Origin of the sequence: Mesorhizobium sp. M0522 (genome assembly GCF_040321085.1) — a bacterium.
Classification (GTDB): Bacteria; Pseudomonadota; Alphaproteobacteria; order Rhizobiales; family Rhizobiaceae; genus Mesorhizobium.
In genome coordinates this window covers 1-19,132 of record NZ_JAMYQW010000008.1, presented here as the reverse complement: position 1 = coordinate 19,132, position 19,132 = coordinate 1, and the positions used below count along the sequence as shown (strand labels likewise).

Genomic DNA, 19,132 nt, shown 5'->3' with positions numbered 1-19,132 from the left:
CAAAGGTCAGACAGAGACGGCTGCCGCGCATCCGGTGATTTTCGGGACCTAATGAAGTATCGGCGTTACCTACGCGGGCGGCAACTGGATGGGACTGCGCGGGAGAGCGGGCCAGCTTGGTTCGTCGGCCGTTGGTAGGACGTGCTCAAGCGGCCTTAATCTTCATCTCTGCGCCGAGCACCATCTTTGTCACGGCGGCGAAGTCGAGCTTCCCGGAGCCGAGGACGGGCACTTTCGCAACGACGCGCACTCCGGCGGGCACCATCAGGTCCATGGCGCCGTTGGCCTTAGCGAAGGCCAGGAATTCGGCACGCGTGGCGTTGACGGCCTCGGTGATGAGGATCAGCTTTTCGCCCTTGCGCGCATCTGGCACGGCGGCGACCGCCGAGAGCGAGCCTTTCCACAATTCGCCCGCCAGCGCCTCGACGGCGGCCATCGAGATCATCTCGCCACCGATCTTGGCAAAGCGCTTGGCGCGGCCTCGAATGGTGATGAAGCCGACATCGTCGACGGCGACGACGTCGCCGGTGTCATGCCAGCCGTCTTCGAGCGGTTCGAGCACGCCCGGCTTTTCGGCGCGCAGATAGCCTGCCATGACGTTGGGCCCACGCACGAACAGCCGTCCGCCATCCTCGACGCCAGGCACCGGATCCAGGCGATACTCCATACCCGGCATGATTTTGCCGACGCTGCCGGACCGGTTGTACATCGGCGTGTTGATGGAGATCACCGGCGCGGTTTCGGTCACGCCGTAGCCTTCGAGGATGCGCAGGCCGAACTTTTCCATATAGATCGCGCGCGTCGAAGGCTTGACCGGTTCCGCGCCGGCAAAGCAGTAGCGCACTGACCGGAAGTCGTAGGGGTGTGCGGTGCGGGCATAGCCGGCAAGGAACGTATCGGTGCCGAAGATGATCGTTGCGTTCGAGGCGTAAACCAACTCCGGCACGATCCGGTAGTGCAGCGGCGAGGGGTAGAAATAGACCGGCACGCCCGAGATCAGCGGCAGCACCGTGCCCGCCGTCATGCCGAAGGAATGGAAGATCGGCAGCACATTGAAGACCTTGTCGCCCGAGTGGAAGTCGATACGCGAGGCGGCCTGGGCGGCATTGGCCAGGATGTTGCGGTGGGTGAGCAGCACGCCCTTGGGCGTGCCTTCGGACCCCGAGGTGAACAGGATCACCGCCGGATCTTCAGACTTGCGGGCGACCCGGGGTGCGCTCTTGCGCAGAAGGCCGAGCAGCTTGTGCCTGAGGCCAATGGTGGCCCGCAGATCATCGAGCCAGACGATGTCGACCGATCGGCCGAGTTCCTCGACCACGGCGCCGAGTTTCGCTTGTTCGACAAAGGCGCGCGAGGTCAGCACGGTGCGCACCTCGGCGGCTTTGCAAGCGGAGAGGATGTTAGCTGCACCGGCAGTGAAGTTCATCATCGCCGGAACCTTGCCGGCCGACATAACGCCGAGCAGCGTCGCACAGGCGCCATTAGCGTTGGGCAGCATGATGCCGAGCGTCTGCTGGCCGGCATAGAGTTTCTTGAATTTCTCGCCAAGCACGGCGGCGGCTGTCAGCAGCTTGCCGTAACTCAGCGAACCGGTGACCGGGTCCTGAACGGCCAGTTGCTTCATGCCGCGTTCGTTCGCCGTCTGGATGATCTTCTCCAGCACAGTCTTGTCGATGTCCTGGGTGCGGAAGACGAGGTCCGACATGACCTGGTAGAGGGCAGCGCCCGCCGCGGCGCGGCGCTTCCGGCCCTTCAGATCCTGCAGTACTTCAAGTTTGACGGGCTCCAGAATGGTCACCTTGACCTTCGGGAACAGCCGGCGGCGAATATGCAGCGAGGTCAGCCGCGAAAAATAGCTCTTCTCCAGCCCGTCGATGCGCACGGGCACGACCATCGAGCCGGTCTTGTCGGCCACCATGGCGGCGCCGTCATAGACCTTCATGAGGCCGCCGGTGACGGTGATCCGCCCTTCGGGGAAGATGACCAGCGGATCGCCGCCTTGCACGATCTTGATCAGCGTGCGGGTCGACATCGGCTTGGCTGGATTGAGCGGCAGCGCACGGGCGAGCTTGAGGAAAGGCTTCATCCACCAGGCCTGGGCGATAGTGTGGTCGATGGCAAAGACGGGCTCTTCCTCGGTCAGCGTCAGGGCCAGCGGACCGTCGAGGAAACTGACATGGTTGAGCGCCAGGATGGGTGCCGGGCCGGCCGCCTTGAGGTTTTCCAGCCCCTCCACCTCCAGACGATGGAAGGCTCGGAACAGAATGGAAACGAAATCGCGGAAGGCGTTTGTCGGAAGGTATCTCAGCATCAGCCAGGCGGCGACCACGTTGAGTGCGGCGAGGCCGAACAGGATACCTCCAGTGGAGACGCCCGCTGCTTGAATCGCGGCGACAAGTATGCCGCCCACCGTCATGAAGCCTGCATTGACGATGCTCACGGCGGCGACGACGCGAGCGCGGCTGGCTTCGGGCGCCCAGGCTTGCACTGCGGCGAAGGTCGGCACGACAAGAAAGGCGCTGGCAATAGCCATGCCGGCAAGGTCGATCGCAACATGGACCGTGTTTGGCCCGGCGAAGAATATTGCGAGCGTTTCGGCCCTGGGCGAGGGCTGCATGCTCCAGATGATCCAGGCCAGGTCCAAGCCGAATAGTGCCATCAACGCCGTGCCAACCGGGGCTGGCAAGAGCACGATGCGGCCCTGCGACATCCATGCGGCTATGGCAGAGCCAATCGCGATCGAGACGGCGAACACCGCGAGATAGGCGGTGACAGCGATTTCTCCGCCACCGAGCGAATCCTTGACCAACGTAGGCAGGATCGAAAGGACAATGGCCCCGATAAGCCAGAACCACGACGTCATCAGTCCGGCGCGCCAGATCCGCTTGTCGGCACGCAAGCCGTTGACCTGTCGCCACGTCGAGCGAAAGATGTTCCGGTCTATAACGAGGTCGGGTGCAGCAGAACCGGTTGACGGAATGTATCGGCTGACAAACCAGCAACCGATGGCGAGGATCATCATCATCGGCCCGAAGACCGAGACGCCTATGCCATCGGCCGAGACGACGCCTCCGCCGATAGTGCCGCCGAGGATGGCGGCGAAGGTTGCCGATTCGATCCAGGCATTGGCGCGGGGCAATTCCTTGCGCTCGAGATGATCCGGCAGGATGCCGTACTTGATCGGTCCGAACAGTGCCGAGATGATGCCGAACATGAGCAACGCCATCATCAGCACCGGGATCGACGACAGCGCGATCCCAACGACAGCGACAGCCGCAGCGGCGATCTCGGTGAATTTCAGCCGACGGGCGATGAGCGCCTTGTCGAACCGGTCGGCGATCTCGCCACCAAGGGCGGACAGGAGCAGGAAAGGAGCCATGAAGACGGCACCCGCCAGGGTGACCAGTGATGCCGCCTGGTCCGCCGCCAGGGTGAACAGAATAAGGAAAACCAGCGTGTTCTTGAGGAAATTGTCGTTGAAGGCGGACAGGAACTGCGTCCAGAAGAGAGGCGCAAAACGCCGTGAAGTCATCAGATGACTGTTCGTGGGGTTGTTCGTGAGGATTTCCATAGCGGCGACTTCCATTGGGCAGACCGTTGAAGATCCTGGTCGGATCGATCCGCGGTCTTGCGCGGTTTGAGCCTTTTTGTAGTGGGAACCCGATTACGCTTCGTTACTGCGGTTCACATTGATCAGCAGCTTTCGGTGTTGCCGGTTGATGAAGCGGCTTGCCTCTTCCGCGTCTCGCGGTGTCTTGGTGATGGTTCGAGGTATCCACGAGCCTGGTCGCGGCCATCGGGCAGAACCCCTTGGCGGCTATGCTTGCCCCATGAAATTGATGCGGCCGTCATCATCCAGGCGGCGATAGCGAAAGTGGGCGTGGTCAACGTTTGCAGGCGCTTGAACCCTTGGGAGCATAGCTGTTGGAGGTCATCGATATTGTCTTTTGGGTTTCAGGGTGAGGTTGCGCCGGCGTTGGTCTGTTTCCGGGTTCGATACAATCAGCCGGTCTTGCGACAGTCTTTCGCAGCCGGTCGAGGACGGCGTCAGTGAGCCGGCTCGCTTCATCGGCATGAGCGGTGACGGCATACGTCATCAAAGCAATAAGACTGCCCGCATCCTCACCCCGTCGTTTGGTCGAAAGTAAGGTGGGACAATCAGAGTGCGCAAACTTGTCATTACTGATACTGCGCTTCACCCCAGCTTTTAGCGTGCGCCCTTCGGCATATGCGTGGTTCACCATTCCTTCACTTTATTAGCGCACGTTCATATGCGGACATGTTGGTGTAGCTTGTACGTGCCCAAAGCCCCGGCGCATCGACCCAGCGCTGGGGCTTTTTTGTCCGCCTGGTAATCCGCGTGTTCCCCAGACAGGGGCGTGAACTGCGCAGTCGCCCTTGAAGGTGAGTTCGCCGCTGTGGTGTCCTCTTGCATCGACCAAGCTCAAGGCAACGCCATCGACTTGAGCCTAGCTGTGCGTGTTTCGACATTTCGACGTCGCGGTGTCGGATGCTTTTACATCTGAGAGCTACGCGCGTTCGTTTGCAGACGGTCAGGCGTTCCGACTGGGCGTTCAGGTCGCGGAGATGAAGAAGGCGGCCTAGCTGCGCGCTTGGCCAAGGCCGCATGGCGATTGAAGCCCGAGTGACCAAAGTCGGTCGAAAAAGCGGCAACGCTTACGATCTGCCACGCGCGGCAAGTGACCAAGTAGCCTCACTCGCTCATCGCATGAAGCACGTCGTGCTTGATGATCTCGATGCTGCGCAGATTGAGCAGGCGGATGACGCCTTTGTCCTTCAGCCGGGTGAAAACCCGCGACACGGTTTCGATGGTGAGGCCGAGATAATCGCCAATATCCATGCGCGACATCGGCAGTTCGACCTGTCGCAAGCCGCCCTGCCGCTCCGCCATGTCGACCAGGAACGCGGCGACGCGTTCGATGGCATTCTGACGGCCGAGAACCAAGAGATGTTCCTGCGCTCTCGTCAGGCCCTTGAGAGCCAACGGCAGCAGCTGACGGGAGAGATCCGCACCAGTGGCAAAGCGGAAGACGCGGACACCCACGGCGTTGATGGCTTCGGCGAAAAAATGATGGGTGGTGTCGGCTTCGAAACCGAATGTCTCTCCGGCCAGATGGAAGGCACTTATCTGCCTGCGACCGTCCGCAAGCAGGCGGTAAACACGCACGGCGCCAAACTCGACCTGATAGAAGGCTCCGGCCTTTTCACCTTGCGCATAGATTTCCGAACCGCAGCGAAAGAAGCTGACCGGCTGTAGCAGTGTCGGATCGAATGCCGTAGGCAGGCTCGACTGTAAGCCGTGCGACGGCAGTGAAATTCTGGAGCTCGATTGGGCGTGCATGGCTGTTTCCCGGTTGATCCGTAGCACAGCAATCGCGCAAATCAGCAGGTCGCGAAATTCGGTTCTATCCCTACGGGAAACTACCTAGTGCTTGGCTGGGAAAGCGGTGAAGGCCGGCAGCGTGCCTACGCGGCGCCCGCCTTCTCGGGAACTTGCGCATGCTTCTGCCGACTTGTGCCGCATTGAAATTGTCGGAGCACGCAATCATCAGCGTCGGTCGACAGCCGTCATACTGGCAGACTGGCAACGGAAACGCGGTTTCGACAGGTCGGCAACCGGGCCGAAATCCGCCGCCTGCAATCGCGACTGAAATCACGGGTGAGGATGCAGGAGTGGGCAAACGAAAGCCAGATCGCCAAGATCGGAATCAGAGCCGTCGACATCATCGACGTCGACATGGCTCGCATTCAGATGATCTTCCCGGCTAAGCCCGACGAGGCGACCGGTGGGCGCTGAAGCCAACGGCTTTCGCTGGTCGCCGTCGTCGCAAGGCACTTGGCAGGCCATCTTAACGAGGCCCGGACGATGGTGGACGAACGGGTGATGAAAGCCATCACCGCCGAGGACGCCTCGTGAGCCGCGCCGAAAGGGATCGCAATTCTTCGAAGTTATGGAGTTTTTCGGGAATGGCGATCCTTTCTTGGGTGGCGAGGCCGAGGGACAATTGATTGAACAGTTCGCGAGATGCCGACCCGCGCAGTCGCGCCAGCTATGCTCTGGCTGCAACGCATCCAACGTTACCATCCATCCTGACATGAACGCGCCGGCAGTCATGCTACTGTGGAAGCGCAGCTGGCCGATCCTACGACATCGTTCTGGCAGCCTGCCATGAAGTGAAGAGGAGAGTTCACCATGTCCAGGATGAATCGCCGCGCCTTGCTTCTCAACGCCGCCAGCGCCGTTGTCGCCTCGACGGTTGCGGCATCGGCTTTCGCCACAAAGCCGCGACGGGAGGACCGGGAACCGTCCCGCGATCTGCGGGCGCTGATCAATGCGCACAAGGCAGCGTACGCGGCATTCGGCAAGGCGATCCACGAAATGGGCGGCAGTAACCGCGACCACGACAGAGCCAGCCGGGCTGAGGAAAGGGCGCTGCTGGCTGTATGCGCCTATCCTGCGGTTAGGGAAGGTGATCGCCGGTCCAAGGCCCGATATCTTTTGAAGATCGAGGCGCGCGGTGAGCTCGACTTGGCAGAGCATATGCAAGCTCTTCTCCGCTCGACGATGGGGGAGGGATAGGACCGGGATTGCGTGTCCTGCTTCTCGTCGATGGCATTCGTGTGCAGCTAGAACCAGGCGTCGAGCCAGTTGCCTATGCCTCGCTCGATAGCATATTGCGAGCGGCATAGAGTTCGCCAATGAAGTCGGTGATCAAGGTCGAATTGATGCCGTCCGGCGGGCGCAGGAGTAGCGCGCGGAAATTGACGGCTGGCTCGAATGGCCTGGCCAAAATACCGCCGATCATGCCGTCCGCAATGACGGAGGGATTGACCAAGCCGATTCCCATGCCCTTCGCTGCAAGGATAGCGATGGTCAGGCCGTAGGGCGTTTCGATCAGGATGCGCGGCCGTACCCCATGCGCGGCCAGGATCTTGTCCATCGCGAGCCGAGCCGTATCTTCCGGCGACAATGCCAGGAAGGCCTCGTCGGCGAGATCGGCCGGCGTGATTATCTGCTTCCGCGCCAGCCGGTGGTTCGTCGGCATTACACAGACGGCGCGCGGCGTGGTGAAGATGCTGTGCAGCACGCCGCTGGTATCGACCTCGTCGGCCGCGAGCCCGATATCGAAACTGCCAGAGGCCACCAGGTCGCGCACGATATTGGAGGTGCGGACCTGATAGCTGATTCGCACCTGCGGATGCCGGCGTGAGAACGCTACGATGGCGCGCGGCACCAGCCCATGCCCGAGTGCCGACAGGCAGGCGACGCGGATGGTACCGGTTCCGACCTCCTTGATCTGGGCCGCCCGCAGCTTGAGCCGGTCGAGCCCGACCAGGTTGGCCTTTACCTCGGCATGGAACAACTCCCCTTCGCGTGTCGGCACCAGCCTGCCACGAATGCGGTCGAAAAGCCTGAAGCCGAGTTCGGCCTCTAGCTTGGCTAGCGAACGGCTGATGGCCGGCTGCGAGGTATCCAGCAGCGCGGCCGCCGCGCCGGCACCGCGCGTGATCATGATCGCGTTGAAGACATCGATGTCGCGCAGGTTCATAGTCAGCCCATATCAAAAGCGAATTAACTTTATCGCTGCGGTCATAGATGGCAATGGGTGAGCCGGCTAAGCTGCGCCTATGAACCGACGCGATGACACTTCACATGTCCATCCTCCCAAGCGCTCGGAGGAACCGTTCCAGGCGGTGGCGATGCCGGTCGAGCGAGCCTCGACCGTGGTCTTTGACGATCTGGAATCGTTCGAGCTTCGCGTCGAGCGTCTGTACGACGGGTTCAGCTACGGACTTTACGGCACACCGACCAGCCGGCAGCTCGAAGATCATATCGCCGTGTTGGAATGCGGATCGCGGGCTCTCGTCGTCCCGTCGGGCATGGCGGCCATGACGCTGGCGACCATGGCTGTCTGCCGTGGCGGCGAAAGCGTTCTGATCCCGGAGACGCTCTATGGCCCGGCGCGCGACATGGCCGAGCGTTTTCTCGGCCCACTCGGGATCGAGGCGGTTTCCTACGATCCACGGCTGGACGCAAGTATCGGGGCCATGATCGACGGCAGAACGCGGCTGGTCTGGGCAGAATCGCCTGGCTCAGCCACCTTCGAAGTTCAGGATGTGCCAGCCATCACGGCCGCGGCCCACAAGGCCGGCGCGCTCGTTGCGGCCGACAACACCTGGGCCTCGCATCTGCTGTTCAAGCCGCTCGCTCATGGCGTCGACATCTCGATGCAGGCGCTTTCCAAACACGCCGGCGGCCACGGCGACCTCTTGATGGGCTCGCTCGCAGTGCATGACCATGCCCTGTTCCGGCGCCTGAAGGATACAGCGCGTTTCCTTGGCTATGGCGTCTCGCCCGAGGATTGCGCGCTGTGCGAGCGCGGCCTGATGACGATGCCGGTGCGCATGCGCCACGCCGACGGTACAGCGCGCAAGATTGTCGCCTGGCTGTCGGGGCGCCCGGAAGTCGCGCAGATCTTGCATCCTGCGGAGCCTGGCCATCCCGGCCACGCGGTCTGGAAGCGTGACTTCGCCGGATCGGCGGGCGTGTTCTCCTTCGTGCTGCGGCCGGAACTGGCGCCACTGCAATCCGATGTTCTGCGCAGCCTGCGGCTGTTCAGGCTCGGCGCAAGCTGGGGCGGCGTGCATTCGCTGATTGCCGTCAGCGATCCCCGCAAGGGCCGCGCCAGCCTCGACTGGCTGAAGCCCGGCCCGGTCTGGCGCCTGTCGATCGGCCTTGAGGCGCTCGAAGATCTTCTGGCCGACCTTTCTCAGGCCTTCGAACTTTTTGCTGAAGCCCGGCGCAACGGAACCGCCGCGGCCGACGTCAACGCCGCAGAATGACGACAACTCAACGACAAGGGGAATGATTATGAAACATCAAGGTCTGAAATGGCTCACGGGTCTGGCGATAGGATTGGCCAGCCTGACTACGGGCGCCGTGGACGCCAGCGCGCAGGCGGTAATCAACAAGATCAAGGAGCGCGGCTATGTCAGCTGCGGCGCCAGCCAGGGCGTGCCCGGTCTATCCCGGCCGGACGAGAAGGGGTATTATCGCGGGTTCGATTCCGACATCTGCCGCACTTTCGCGGTCGCCATCCTCGGCGACAGAGACAAGATCCGTTACGTGCCCCTTAACGCAGGCCAGCGTTTTGCTGCGCTACAGACTGGGGAAATCGACGTTCTGTCGCGCACATCCACCATCACCTACAGTCGTGATACGGTTGTCCGCTTCGTCTGGATCAATCTCTACGACACGGACGGCATGCTCGTGCGCAAGGCCGATAACATCACCGAGCCCAAACTGCTGGACGGAAAGACCGTCTGCCTGCAAGGCGGTGGCAGCCTGACCGAGAAAGCGATCGAGGAAACCGAGGAAGAGTTCGGGATCGCGATGGAGAAAGTCTATTACGACTCGACCGTTCAAGCGCGCGACGCCTTCTTTGGCGGCCGCTGCGATTCCTACGTCACCGACGGCACCGCGGCAGCAGGACAGCGTGCCTCGGTGGCCAAGAACCCGGACGACTACGACATCATCCGGGTCGGCAGGGCCGCCGAACCCAATGGAGTCGCGGTCGCCCGGGGTGACGATCAGCTTTTCGACGTCGTGCGTTGGACACTCAATGCGCTGTTCTGGGCCGAGGCCAACGGCATCACCTCGCAAAACGTCGATGAAAAGCTTGCCTCGGGCAGTCCGGAAGTCAAACGCGTGCTGGGTGAGGAGCCCGGTTTCGGCAAGCCGCTCGGATTGGACGACAAGTGGGCCTACAACGTCATCAAACAAATGGGCAACTACGCCGAGATCTGGGATCGCAATCTCGGCAAGGACAGCCCGCTGAAGGTCGAGCGCGGCCTGAACGCGTTGTGGAAGGACGGCGGCCTCAACTATCCTTTCCCTTGGGATTGAGCTGCATGAAGGGGACGCGCCCGCCGTTCCCTTTCCCTGCCAACGCCGCGAACCGTCGAGGTCGAAATGCTGAGCGACGCCAGGACCAGATCGATCATCATCCAGTGTGCCCTGGTGGCCGTGGCTGCCGCCTTCGCTGCCCTGCTCGTCAGCACGACTTTCGCCAATCTCAGGGCACGCGGCATACCGATCGGCTTCGATTTCCTGACGATGCCGTCAAGGATCGTCATCTCCGAAGCAATCCTCACTTACAAGTCGCGCGACCCCTATTACTGGGCGATCGCGACCGGGCTCGCCAATACGGTCTTCATCTCCGCGCTCGTCATCGTCTTTTCATCCGCGCTCGGCCTCGTCGTCGGCATCACCCGGCTGAGCAGCAATCCCCTGGCGGCGGGCACCTGCCGCGTATGGGTGGAGGTTGCACGCAATTCACCGCCGATCGTGCTTCTGATCTTTCTCTACTCGCTGTGGTGGAAGGTGCTGCCGCCGGTCGGCGAAGCGCTCAATCCGCTGCCAGGCGTTTACGCCTCCATGCGCGGCTTTGTGGTGCCGGCCGTCAGCATGGACGTCGCCACCGCGGGAATGCTCGTCATTGCTCTCGCCCTGGCACTGGCGGCCGCTGGCTGGGCGGCGGCGAGAAGAGGATGGCTGCCACCGCTGACCGCGCCGGCGATCCTCGCGGTTGGCATTGCCGGGCTCTGGCTTGCCGATGCGAAGTTCTCCGTCGACTGGCCGACCTTCACTGGGTCGAACTTCAAAGGCGGCAAGGACCTGACGCCCGAGCTCAGCACCATCCTCATCGGGCTGACCATCTACACCACCGGCTTCGTCGCCGAGATCGTGCGTGGGGGCGTGCTTTCGGTCGGCCGCGGTCAGTGGGATGCAGGTCATTCGCTCGGCCTGCCACGCGGCAAAATATTGCGTCTGATCATCATTCCGCAGATGCTGCGGGTGATCGTCCCGCCGCTCAACAGCCAATACATCAACGTCGTCAAGAATTCGACGCTGGCGATCGCGGTCGGCTATCCGGACTTCCTTGCGGTTATGAACACCATCATCAGCAAGTCCAGCCATTCGATCGAGGGCGTATTCATCATCCTCGGCGTCTATCTCGCCCTCAACCTGAGCCTCTCGAGCGCGGCCAATTGGTACAACCGTCGCATCGCCATCGTGGAGCGCTGAACCATGAAGGCCCTGTCTCTTCCCCTTCCGGCCGAGCCAATGCCAGGACAGATCCGCTTCGGCGCTTTGCGGCGGTCAGCCATGCTCCTGTTCGGCACGCCACTCAATGCCGTCCTGACGCTGTTGTTCGGCGTTCTGCTCGTCGCCACGGTACCGCCGATGCTGCGCTGGCTGGTAATCGACGCCGTGCTGTTCGACCCCAGTCCACGCGCGTGCCGGGTGGCCGCCGGAGCGTGCTGGAGCTTCATCTACGCCAAGTCCGGGCAGTTGCTGTTCGGCATCTATCCGCTCGACGAACGCTGGCGCCCCGCCATCGTCTGCGTGCTTATCCTGGCGCTGCTTGCCTGGTCGGTGCGGCCCGCCAGCTGGGCGCCGCGGCTGGCAGCGCTCTGGATGGCGGCGCTCGTGTTGATCTTCTGGCTGATGGCCGGCGGTTTCGGCCTAGCCGAGGTTCCGACCTCGTCCTGGGGCGGCCTGCCGGTGACACTCATCCTCACCGTCGTTGCGATCGGCGTCGCCTTCCCCGTCGGCATCCTCCTGGCGCTGGCCAGGCGCTCGACCATGCCCATCATACGCATCGGCGCTGTGGTCCTGATAGAATCGGTGCGCGGACTACCGCTCTTGTCCATCCTGTTCGTGGCATCGATCATGATGCCGCTGTTCCTGCCCGAGGCCCTCTTGCCTGACAAGTTCGTGCGCGCGCTGGTCGCCCTCACCATCTTCGCCGCGGCTTATCTCGCCGAGGTGATCCGCGGCGGCCTGCAGGCCATTCCGAATGGCCAGTACGAGGCCGCGGCTGCGGTTGGCCTGCCCTTCTGGCGCACTCAATATCTGGTGATCCTGCCGCAGGCGATCCGGGTGGCGATCCCGGCGCTGGCCAACACGATCATCGTCATGATCAAGAACACCAGCCTTGTCCTGGTGGTCGGCCTGTTCGACCTGATCAGCTCCGGTAAAGCGGCGCTGGCCGACCCGGACTGGCCATCGCCAGCGGCCGAGACGTTCCTGTTTATCGGGGCGATCTTCTTCGCACTCTCATTCTCATTCGCCCGCTTCGCCGACTTCCTGGAGCGGCGCGGCCCAACCGCTCACTAGGAAATGTTGTGATGTTGTCGTCCGCCGCCAAGCGCGTTCCGCCCATGACCGATCCCAATGATCCGCCGGCAATCGAAATGACCGGGATGAACAAGTGGTACGGGAACTTCCATGTGCTGAAGGACATCGACTTGACAGTCCTTCGCGGCGAAAAGCTGGTGATCTGCGGGCCCTCGGGCTCGGGCAAGTCGACCATGATCCGTTGCATCAACCGGCTGGAGGAGCACCAGCAGGGACAGATCGTCGTCGACGGCGTCGAACTCACCAATGATTTGAAGAAGATAGACCTAATTCGCCGCGACATCGGCATGGTGTTCCAGCATTTCAACCTGTTCCCGCACCTGACCATTCTGGAGAACCTGACGCTGGCGCCGATCTGGGTGCGCAGGATGCGGCGCGCACAAGCCGAGCAGACCGCCATGCATTATCTGGAACGGGTGAAGATTCCGGACCAGGCGCACAAATATCCCGGCCAGCTTTCAGGCGGTCAGCAGCAGCGGGTTGCGATCGCGCGTGCGCTCTGTATGAGCCCGAAAATCATGCTCTTCGACGAGCCGACGTCGGCACTCGATCCGGAAATGGTCAAAGAAGTGCTCGACACGATGGTCGCGCTGGCTGGGGATGGCATGACCATGCTGTGTGTCACGCACGAGATGGGATTTGCCCGCCAGGTCGCCGACCGCGTCGTCTTCATGGACCAGGGCGAGATCGTTGAGATGAACACGCCCTCGGAATTCTTCTCGCATCCGCGTCACCGGCGCAGCAAACTGTTCCTTGCCCAGATCCTGACTAGCTCGATCGCATAGAGAGAGTTCATCAGCTACGGATCAATGAGCCACCTCTCCGAGATCCCGCACCAAAATGCCCGTGGCAGCGGACCGGCAATGGATCGCCCGCCCTTTGACCATGCCCTGGCAATCTCGAGCACATCTAGAGCCTGGCTCGGCCCGGCAGAACTCACTTCGAGCGAAATTGGAGAAAGCGTGTGGCGTGTTTCACCTGCCTTTCGCCGGGAACAATTTGATGTCGCAAAGTGTTCCCGCGTGAAGAAGGCGAAGGACCGTGAACATGCGCGCAGTCATCATTGGCGCAGGAATCGCCGGACTTGCAGTTGCCAAGGGACTGCGACTCCTCGGATGGGAGACCGAGATTTACGAGCAGGCGAGCGAACTAAAGCCTCTGGGTGCGGGCCTCAGTCTTAGCGCTAATGCGCTTCGTGCCCTTCGTGTGCTCGGGCTCTACGAAGCGGTTGTTGCCGAGGCGCAGCCGATACACAGACTCGATCTTCTCGACGACGAAGGACAAGTCCTTCAATCGACGGATTTTCAGCGCTTCAGCCAGCGATATGGTCACCTCAGTATGGCCGTGCTGCACCGCGGCGATCTCCATCGGGCGCTTCTTACGGAGCTGCCGCGCTCTGTTATTCGCACCGACATGGAATGCGTGGATGCCCGCCAGGTCGGCGAGAAAATCGTCCTGCACTTCGCGGATGGGGAGATAGTGGAAAGCGAGCTGGTGCTCGCTTGCGATGGCATTCACTCCGCTGTTCGTAGGGCATTCTTTCCAGAGTCGCGCGAGCATTTCGCCAGCTACGCCTGCTGGCGCGCCATCTCGCCCGGTCTCCCCCAGGGAATGGACCCTGCGCGTCTTACCGAGAGCTGGGGGGCCGGCAAACGCATCGGGCTGGCCGCGATTCCCGGCGAAAGGGTCTACTGGTTTGCGTGCTGCGGGGCCGAGCGCCTACACGACCCCAAGCTGGCTCAGGCCGATCTTGCCGGAGTGAAGGCGATGTTTTCCGGCTTTCACGATCCCGTCCCTGAGGTCCTCGATCGGACACCGGCGGACTCGCTGATCTGGACGGATATACTTGATCTCGATCCGATACCCTCGTTTACGCGCGGAAATGCGGTTTTGCTTGGCGACGCCGCGCATGCCGTGACACCCGATCTAGGGCAAGGAGCTGGACTTGCCATGGAAGACGCGGCAGTTCTTACAGCGTTGTTCGGACGGCTTCCGGCCGACGAGGCCCTCCGCGAATATGACAAGCGCCGCCTCGACAGGGCACGTAGGGTCGCGGCTGAATCACGCCTCTATGCCAAAGTCGCGCAATGGCAGAACCCGCTTGTCGTCCCTCTTCGCAACTTCCTGGTAAAGAGCATACCGGAGCGTTTCATGGATCAGCAGCTCGACGCGGTTCTCGATGTCACGTTTGAACCCGTGAGGTCCGTCGCCTAACGCGGCGATTTGGCGGCAGCACGTCGCCCGGGCAGTCTTCGGCATGGGCCGCCTGATCCCTGCCTAATGGTCCTGACAGGCTCGCGCAGTTTTTCCGGATGCTCTTGACCTTCCAGCAGCTGGAAAGAGTATCTCTCTCGTATCAAATACGAGGAGACACGAATGAACATCGGAGCTGCCTCCGAAAAGTCCGGGCTGCCGCCGAAGACGATTCGTTTGCTGTTGCCTTCGCTGCGGCGACGATCCTTCCGTCGCAGTCGGAGGCCGCCCTTGCGGGACTCCCTCTCGCCGGCAATGCTGATTTTTCTCGCCAGCATGGGCAACGTCCTGGGTTCTGCGGCAAACTGGGGGCTTGGTCGAGGGATTGAATGCTTGCGGGATAGGCCCTGGTTTCCCCCGCGTCCTGCGACGCTCAACCGCGCAACGAACTGGTATTGCCGTTATGGAAGATGGTCGCTCTTGTTGAGCAGGATGCGATCATCGGCGATCCGCTGAGCGTGGTCGCTGGGGTTTTGCGCGAGCCGCTATGGAGCTTTGTCGTAATCGTTGCTCTCGCGAAGGTCTCGCGTTATTTGGTTGTTGCCGGAGCGGTGCTGAGCCTGACGTAAAACCGAAATCGCGGACATCGCAGCGCGGTTGCGTTCATTTGGGCATGAGCCATAAACAGGCCATACAAAAATGTATGAAAAATATTGTGGCGCATGGCGGCTTCGAGCCATACCGTTCTTGCAACCATCCTCACTTTTGGTTGCACTGCAGCAAACTGGTTGAAGGGGGCCTTGACAAATCAGCCGAACAATTGTGGGAAGGGCCGATGAGGACTGTTGGTCGAATCGCGATCCTAGGAAGCGTACCGCTCCGCGCTCTGCTGGCGGTCGTATTCCTGGTCATGTCGGCGCTTCAGCCTGGTCTATTCGCCACAGCCAATGCCACGGGTTTTCACGCCAGCGCGGATCTGCAAGCCGAGACACCTGCACACGACATGAGCCATCACGGCGCCACGGTGAATGAGGCGGATACGTCGGAGCATCAGCACGGCGACAAGCAATCCGCCGACAAGAGCTGTGAAGTGCATTGCGCGCCGGCACATGCGGTGCCAGTCGATTGTCCCGAGTTGGAGCATGTGATCTCCCGCTGCTTTGCGCCCGTCATTGCCGTCACTTTGCCGCTCGGCGAATATAAAGCGCTGATTAGACCCCCAAGATACATCTGAACTGACGCCTCTTTTGAGGGCGTTCGCGCGCAGCGTTGGGAATTCGCTCCCGCGCGGCCAAATGCACACGTCAAGATTCAGGTCTACAATGAAAATCGCAAGCTCCGCGATGCTCGCATCGCTGTTAGTTGCCGGATGCGCGGCAACCACGCCGCCAGACATTCTTCCAGTCTTCAATCCGGCCGATCCCGCAATGGGCGTCCGTGATGCGCGTCACCACCCGGCCGTCGTCGACTATAACCGTCGGGAGCCGGTCGATCCGAAGAATTGGCGGCGTCTTAATGAAGAACTCTCTCCCGCGAACCCGGGGGCCGGATCATGACGCGCCGGTTACTGACCATAGCTGCGGTATTGACTGTCCCGCTGATTGCCAGCGGATGCGTGTCCAGCGGGACCCTTGATGGCATCTCGGCCCCCATGGCCGGCTTCACGACAGTCGCGGCGCGTGCCGAAGCCGTAACCGGCAAGCAAACGGTGTGGGTTCAGTCCAGCGATGAAGCGCGGACAGTCTCGGAGCACGTGAAGCGCCTGGTCCAGAAGGAGACAATCGGTCCAGACACCGCGGTGCAGGTCGCCTTGCTCAACAATAAAGGCCTGCAGGCCGCCTACGCCGAGATCGGCCTGTCGGCGGCCGACATGTGGCAGGAATCGATGCTCGTCAATCCGACGATCTCGGTCGGCATGATCGGCGTCGATCCTGTGCGGACGATCGAAGGAGCGGTGGTCAGCAACATTCTTGCCATGGCGACGCACAAGCGGCGCGTTGCGGTCGCGGATGCCCGTTTCCGTCAGGCCCAGCTCCGCGCCGCCGAGGAAACGCTACGGCTGGCCGCGGACACGCGGCGGGCCTGGATCAACGCTGTCTCGGCCCGTGAGAGCGTTTCCTATTTGAACAAGGCGCAGGCTGCCGCCGATGCTGCTTCTGAACTCGCGCAAAAACTCGGCGAGACGGGTGCCTTCACAAAGACCGGGCAAGCCCGCGAGCACGTTTTTTATGCCGAGATCACCGGTCAGGCGGCGGAGACGCGGCTTACGGCACGGACCGCCAAGGAAGAGCTCACCCGGCTGATGGGTCTATGGGGACCGGATGTCGATTACTCAATCCCCAACATGCTTCCAGCCCTGCCCAAAGGCGCCAAGGCCAAACGCGCGATCGAGGCGGAGGCGCTAAAAAATCGCGTCGACCTCGAGATCGCGAAACTTGAGCTGGAAGCTCTGGCGAAATCCTACGGTCTGACCGAGGCAACGCGCTATGTCAGCGACCTGGAACTACTTTCCGGCGTGGAGGTGGAACGCGAGGATACGGAGGAGGGTGGAACCGAGACGAGTGTCTCACCCACTCTCGAACTCGAGTTCGTCATTCCGATCTTCGACACCGGCAAGGCGCGCATTCGCAAGGCCGAGCTTGCCTACATGCAAGCCGCAAACCGGATCGCGGAAAAGGCCGTCAACATCCGGTCAGAGGCTAGATCCGCCTATGATGCCTACCGTTCGACCTACGACATTGCCCGGCACTATCGGAACAATGTTGTGCCGCTGCGCACAAAAATCGAGGCGGAATCGGTCCTCACCTACAACGGCATGATCACCAACACGTTCGAGCTGCTGGCGGACACACGCGCGAAAATCAGCTCGATCATGCTTTCCCTCAATGCCAAGCGCAATTTCTGGCTGGCCGACGTCAATCTCGGAACCGCCATCCACGGGGGCGGCACAGGCTCATCTGGAGCCGGCGATGCACCGGCCCCAGCCGAACCGGGCGCCGAAGGCCACTGAACTCAAGGAGAACAAAATGCTTTCAAGACGTCAGTTGCTAGGCGCGGGAGCCCTGCTCGCAGGCGCCACTGCATGGACCAAAACATCCGCAATGGGGCTGCCCGACGCTCCGCTCATGGACTCTCCAGACATGCAGCCTCCGATTGTCCCGACGAGCGGACCTGACTACCAACCGGTCGTGACGCTCAACGGCTGGACACTCCCTCATCGCTTGAACAACGGCGTGAAGGAGTTCCACCTCGTGGCCGAGCCGGTCGAGCGCGAAATGTCGCCCGGCATGACCGCCTATCTCTGGGGTTACAACGGCCAGTCCCCCGGCCCGACCATAGAAGCGGTTGAAGGCGACCGCGTCCGCATCTTCGTAACAAACAAGCTGCCGGAGCACACGACGATCCACTGGCACGGCATGATCCTGCCCAACGGCATGGACGGCGTCGGTGGCCTCACCCAGCCGCACATCCAGCCTGGCAAGACCTTCGTCTACGAGTTCGACCTCGTGAAGAGCGGCACCTTCATGTACCATCCTCATGCCGACGAGATGGTCCAGATGGCCATGGGCATGATGGGCTTCTTCGTGATCCATCCCAAGGACCCGAAATACATGCGGGTCGACCGGGATTTCGTCTTCCTGCTGAATGCCTACGACATCGAACCGGGATCCTACGTCCCTAAGGTCATGGAGATGACCGACTTCAACCTGTGGTGTTGGAATAGCCGCATTTTTCCGGGAGTCAGTCCCCTGGTAGTGTCAAAGAACGACAGGGTGCGGGTGAGGGTCGGCAATCTGACCATGACCAATCACCCGATCCACATGCATGGCTATGACTTCGAAGTGACCTGCACCGATGGCGGCTGGGTTCGCCCCGAGGCACGCTGGCCGGAGGTGTCGATCGACATTCCGGTCGGAGCGATGCGCGCCTATGAGTTTGAAGCCAAGTATGAGGGCGACTGGGCGATCCACTGCCACAAATCGCACCACACGATGAACGCCATGGGACACGATGTGCCGACCTTCATCGGTGTCGACAAGACAAAGGTGACCGACAAGATCCGAAAGGTTCAGCCCGACTATATGCCGATGGGCAATCGCGGCATGGCCGATATGGGCGAAATGGAAATGCCGCTGCCCGACAACACCATCAAGATGATGGATGGCTGGGGGCAATTTGGCCCCATCGAGATGGGTTCCATGTTCTCAGTCGTCAAGGTTCGCGAGGGGCTCGCCTCGAACGACTACACCGATCCTGGCTGGTACCAGCACCCGGCGGGAACCGTGGCCTATGAGTGGAAGCGGGATGTCCCCGCTCCGACGAAGTCAGGCGACGCAAGAACGATGGCCCCGGCAGCGCACGGTGGTCACGGCAAACAGGGATGAGAACCGAACCCCGCAACCTCAACAATGAGAGAAAGTGCAGCATGAAACGTATGATCGTAGCGGCCGTTTTGACGGCGCTCAGTTCCGGAGCAGCTCTTGCCGGTGGAAGCCACGCCGGAGGCCATGGCGATAAAGCCGCCACCATGCCGATCGGCAACCCTGGCGAGGCGAGCAAGGCAAAGCGGACGATCAACATCTCGATGTCGGAGAAGGACGATGGAAAAATGTTGTTCCAGCCGGCCGTCCTCAAGGTGAGGAAGGGCGAGACCGTTCGCCTGAAGTTCGTCAACAAAGGCCAAGTCGACCACGAGTTCGTCATGGACGTCCA

The 19,132-nt window shown here is 61.5% G+C and carries 16 protein-coding genes and 1 pseudogene; 14 read left to right on the top strand and 3 right to left on the bottom strand.

Translation table 11 applies throughout. The features are described 5' to 3' along the window. Positions 1-145 precede the first annotated feature (145 nt). Together NKI58_RS12120 and NKI58_RS12115 are read right to left on the bottom strand one after the other, a co-directional pair. Entirely contained in the window at positions 146-3,532 is a 3,387-nt protein-coding gene (locus NKI58_RS12120) for an acyl-[ACP]--phospholipid O-acyltransferase (protein ID WP_352827008.1), read from the bottom strand. 1,182 nt (positions 3,533-4,714) lie between these two features. Further along, positions 4,715-5,362: a helix-turn-helix domain-containing protein gene (locus NKI58_RS12115; protein ID WP_352637941.1), complete on the bottom strand. Its 648-nt coding sequence runs from the start codon at positions 5,360-5,362 to the stop codon at positions 4,715-4,717. A gap of 324 nt (positions 5,363-5,686) precedes the next feature. On the opposite strand from NKI58_RS12115, the gene NKI58_RS12110 reads away from it, so the two are divergent. Together NKI58_RS12110 and NKI58_RS12105 are read left to right on the top strand one after the other, a co-directional pair. Then, a complete protein-coding gene (locus NKI58_RS12110) occupies positions 5,687-5,818 on the top strand; it encodes a hypothetical protein (protein ID WP_352786768.1) in 132 nt (43 codons plus the stop codon). A gap of 396 nt (positions 5,819-6,214) precedes the next feature. Continuing rightward, positions 6,215-6,601 carry a hypothetical protein gene (locus NKI58_RS12105; protein WP_352579053.1) on the top strand — a complete coding sequence of 129 codons (387 nt, stop codon included), beginning with the start codon at positions 6,215-6,217 and terminating at the stop codon, positions 6,599-6,601. A gap of 73 nt (positions 6,602-6,674) precedes the next feature. Here the strand turns inward: NKI58_RS12105 and NKI58_RS12100 are convergent, their stop codons facing one another. Beyond that, positions 6,675-7,571 (bottom strand): LysR family transcriptional regulator, encoded by an 897-nt coding sequence (locus NKI58_RS12100; RefSeq protein ID WP_352592692.1) that lies wholly within the window; start codon positions 7,569-7,571, stop codon positions 6,675-6,677. Positions 7,572-7,650: 79 nt separating this feature from the next. Here NKI58_RS12100 and NKI58_RS12095 point away from each other — a divergent pair, with 79 nt between their 5' ends. From NKI58_RS12095 to NKI58_RS12040, 12 genes and pseudogenes are all read left to right on the top strand, one after another. Next, complete coding sequence (locus NKI58_RS12095) at positions 7,651-8,865, top strand: trans-sulfuration enzyme family protein (protein WP_352827010.1); 1,215 nt, start codon at positions 7,651-7,653, stop codon at positions 8,863-8,865. Between the two features lie 28 nt (positions 8,866-8,893). After that, entirely contained in the window at positions 8,894-9,928 is a 1,035-nt protein-coding gene (locus NKI58_RS12090) for a transporter substrate-binding domain-containing protein (RefSeq protein WP_352623457.1), read from the top strand. Between the two features lie 66 nt (positions 9,929-9,994). After that, complete coding sequence (locus tag NKI58_RS12085; RefSeq protein ID WP_352596278.1) at positions 9,995-11,110, top strand: amino acid ABC transporter permease; 1,116 nt, start codon at positions 9,995-9,997, stop codon at positions 11,108-11,110. A gap of 3 nt (positions 11,111-11,113) precedes the next feature. Next, positions 11,114-12,205 carry an amino acid ABC transporter permease gene (locus NKI58_RS12080; protein ID WP_352596280.1) on the top strand — a complete coding sequence of 364 codons (1,092 nt, stop codon included), beginning with the start codon at positions 11,114-11,116 and terminating at the stop codon, positions 12,203-12,205. An 11-nt stretch (positions 12,206-12,216) separates the two neighbouring features. Continuing rightward, complete coding sequence (locus NKI58_RS12075; protein ID WP_352623456.1) at positions 12,217-13,011, top strand: amino acid ABC transporter ATP-binding protein; 795 nt, start codon at positions 12,217-12,219, stop codon at positions 13,009-13,011. 262 nt (positions 13,012-13,273) lie between these two features. Further along, entirely contained in the window at positions 13,274-14,440 is a 1,167-nt protein-coding gene (locus NKI58_RS12070; protein ID WP_352596194.1) for an FAD-dependent monooxygenase, read from the top strand. A 242-nt stretch (positions 14,441-14,682) separates the two neighbouring features. Then, positions 14,683-15,048, top strand: a pseudogene (locus tag NKI58_RS12065) (YqaA family protein). A gap of 44 nt (positions 15,049-15,092) precedes the next feature. Then, a complete protein-coding gene (locus tag NKI58_RS12060; protein ID WP_352853235.1) occupies positions 15,093-15,653 on the top strand; it encodes a hypothetical protein in 561 nt (186 codons plus the stop codon). 88 nt (positions 15,654-15,741) lie between these two features. Continuing rightward, complete coding sequence (locus tag NKI58_RS12055) at positions 15,742-15,975, top strand: hypothetical protein (RefSeq protein ID WP_352455531.1); 234 nt, start codon at positions 15,742-15,744, stop codon at positions 15,973-15,975. Beyond that, positions 15,972-17,429 carry a TolC family protein gene (locus NKI58_RS12050; RefSeq protein WP_352641659.1) on the top strand — a complete coding sequence of 486 codons (1,458 nt, stop codon included), beginning with the start codon at positions 15,972-15,974 and terminating at the stop codon, positions 17,427-17,429. Before NKI58_RS12055 ends, NKI58_RS12050 begins: the two co-directional genes overlap by 4 nt. 16 nt (positions 17,430-17,445) lie before the next feature. After that, entirely contained in the window at positions 17,446-18,804 is a 1,359-nt protein-coding gene (locus tag NKI58_RS12045) for a multicopper oxidase family protein (RefSeq protein WP_352455533.1), read from the top strand. 41 nt (positions 18,805-18,845) lie between these two features. Next, on the top strand, positions 18,846-19,132 hold a 287-nt coding region (locus NKI58_RS12040; protein ID WP_352853234.1), incomplete at its 3' end, for a cupredoxin domain-containing protein.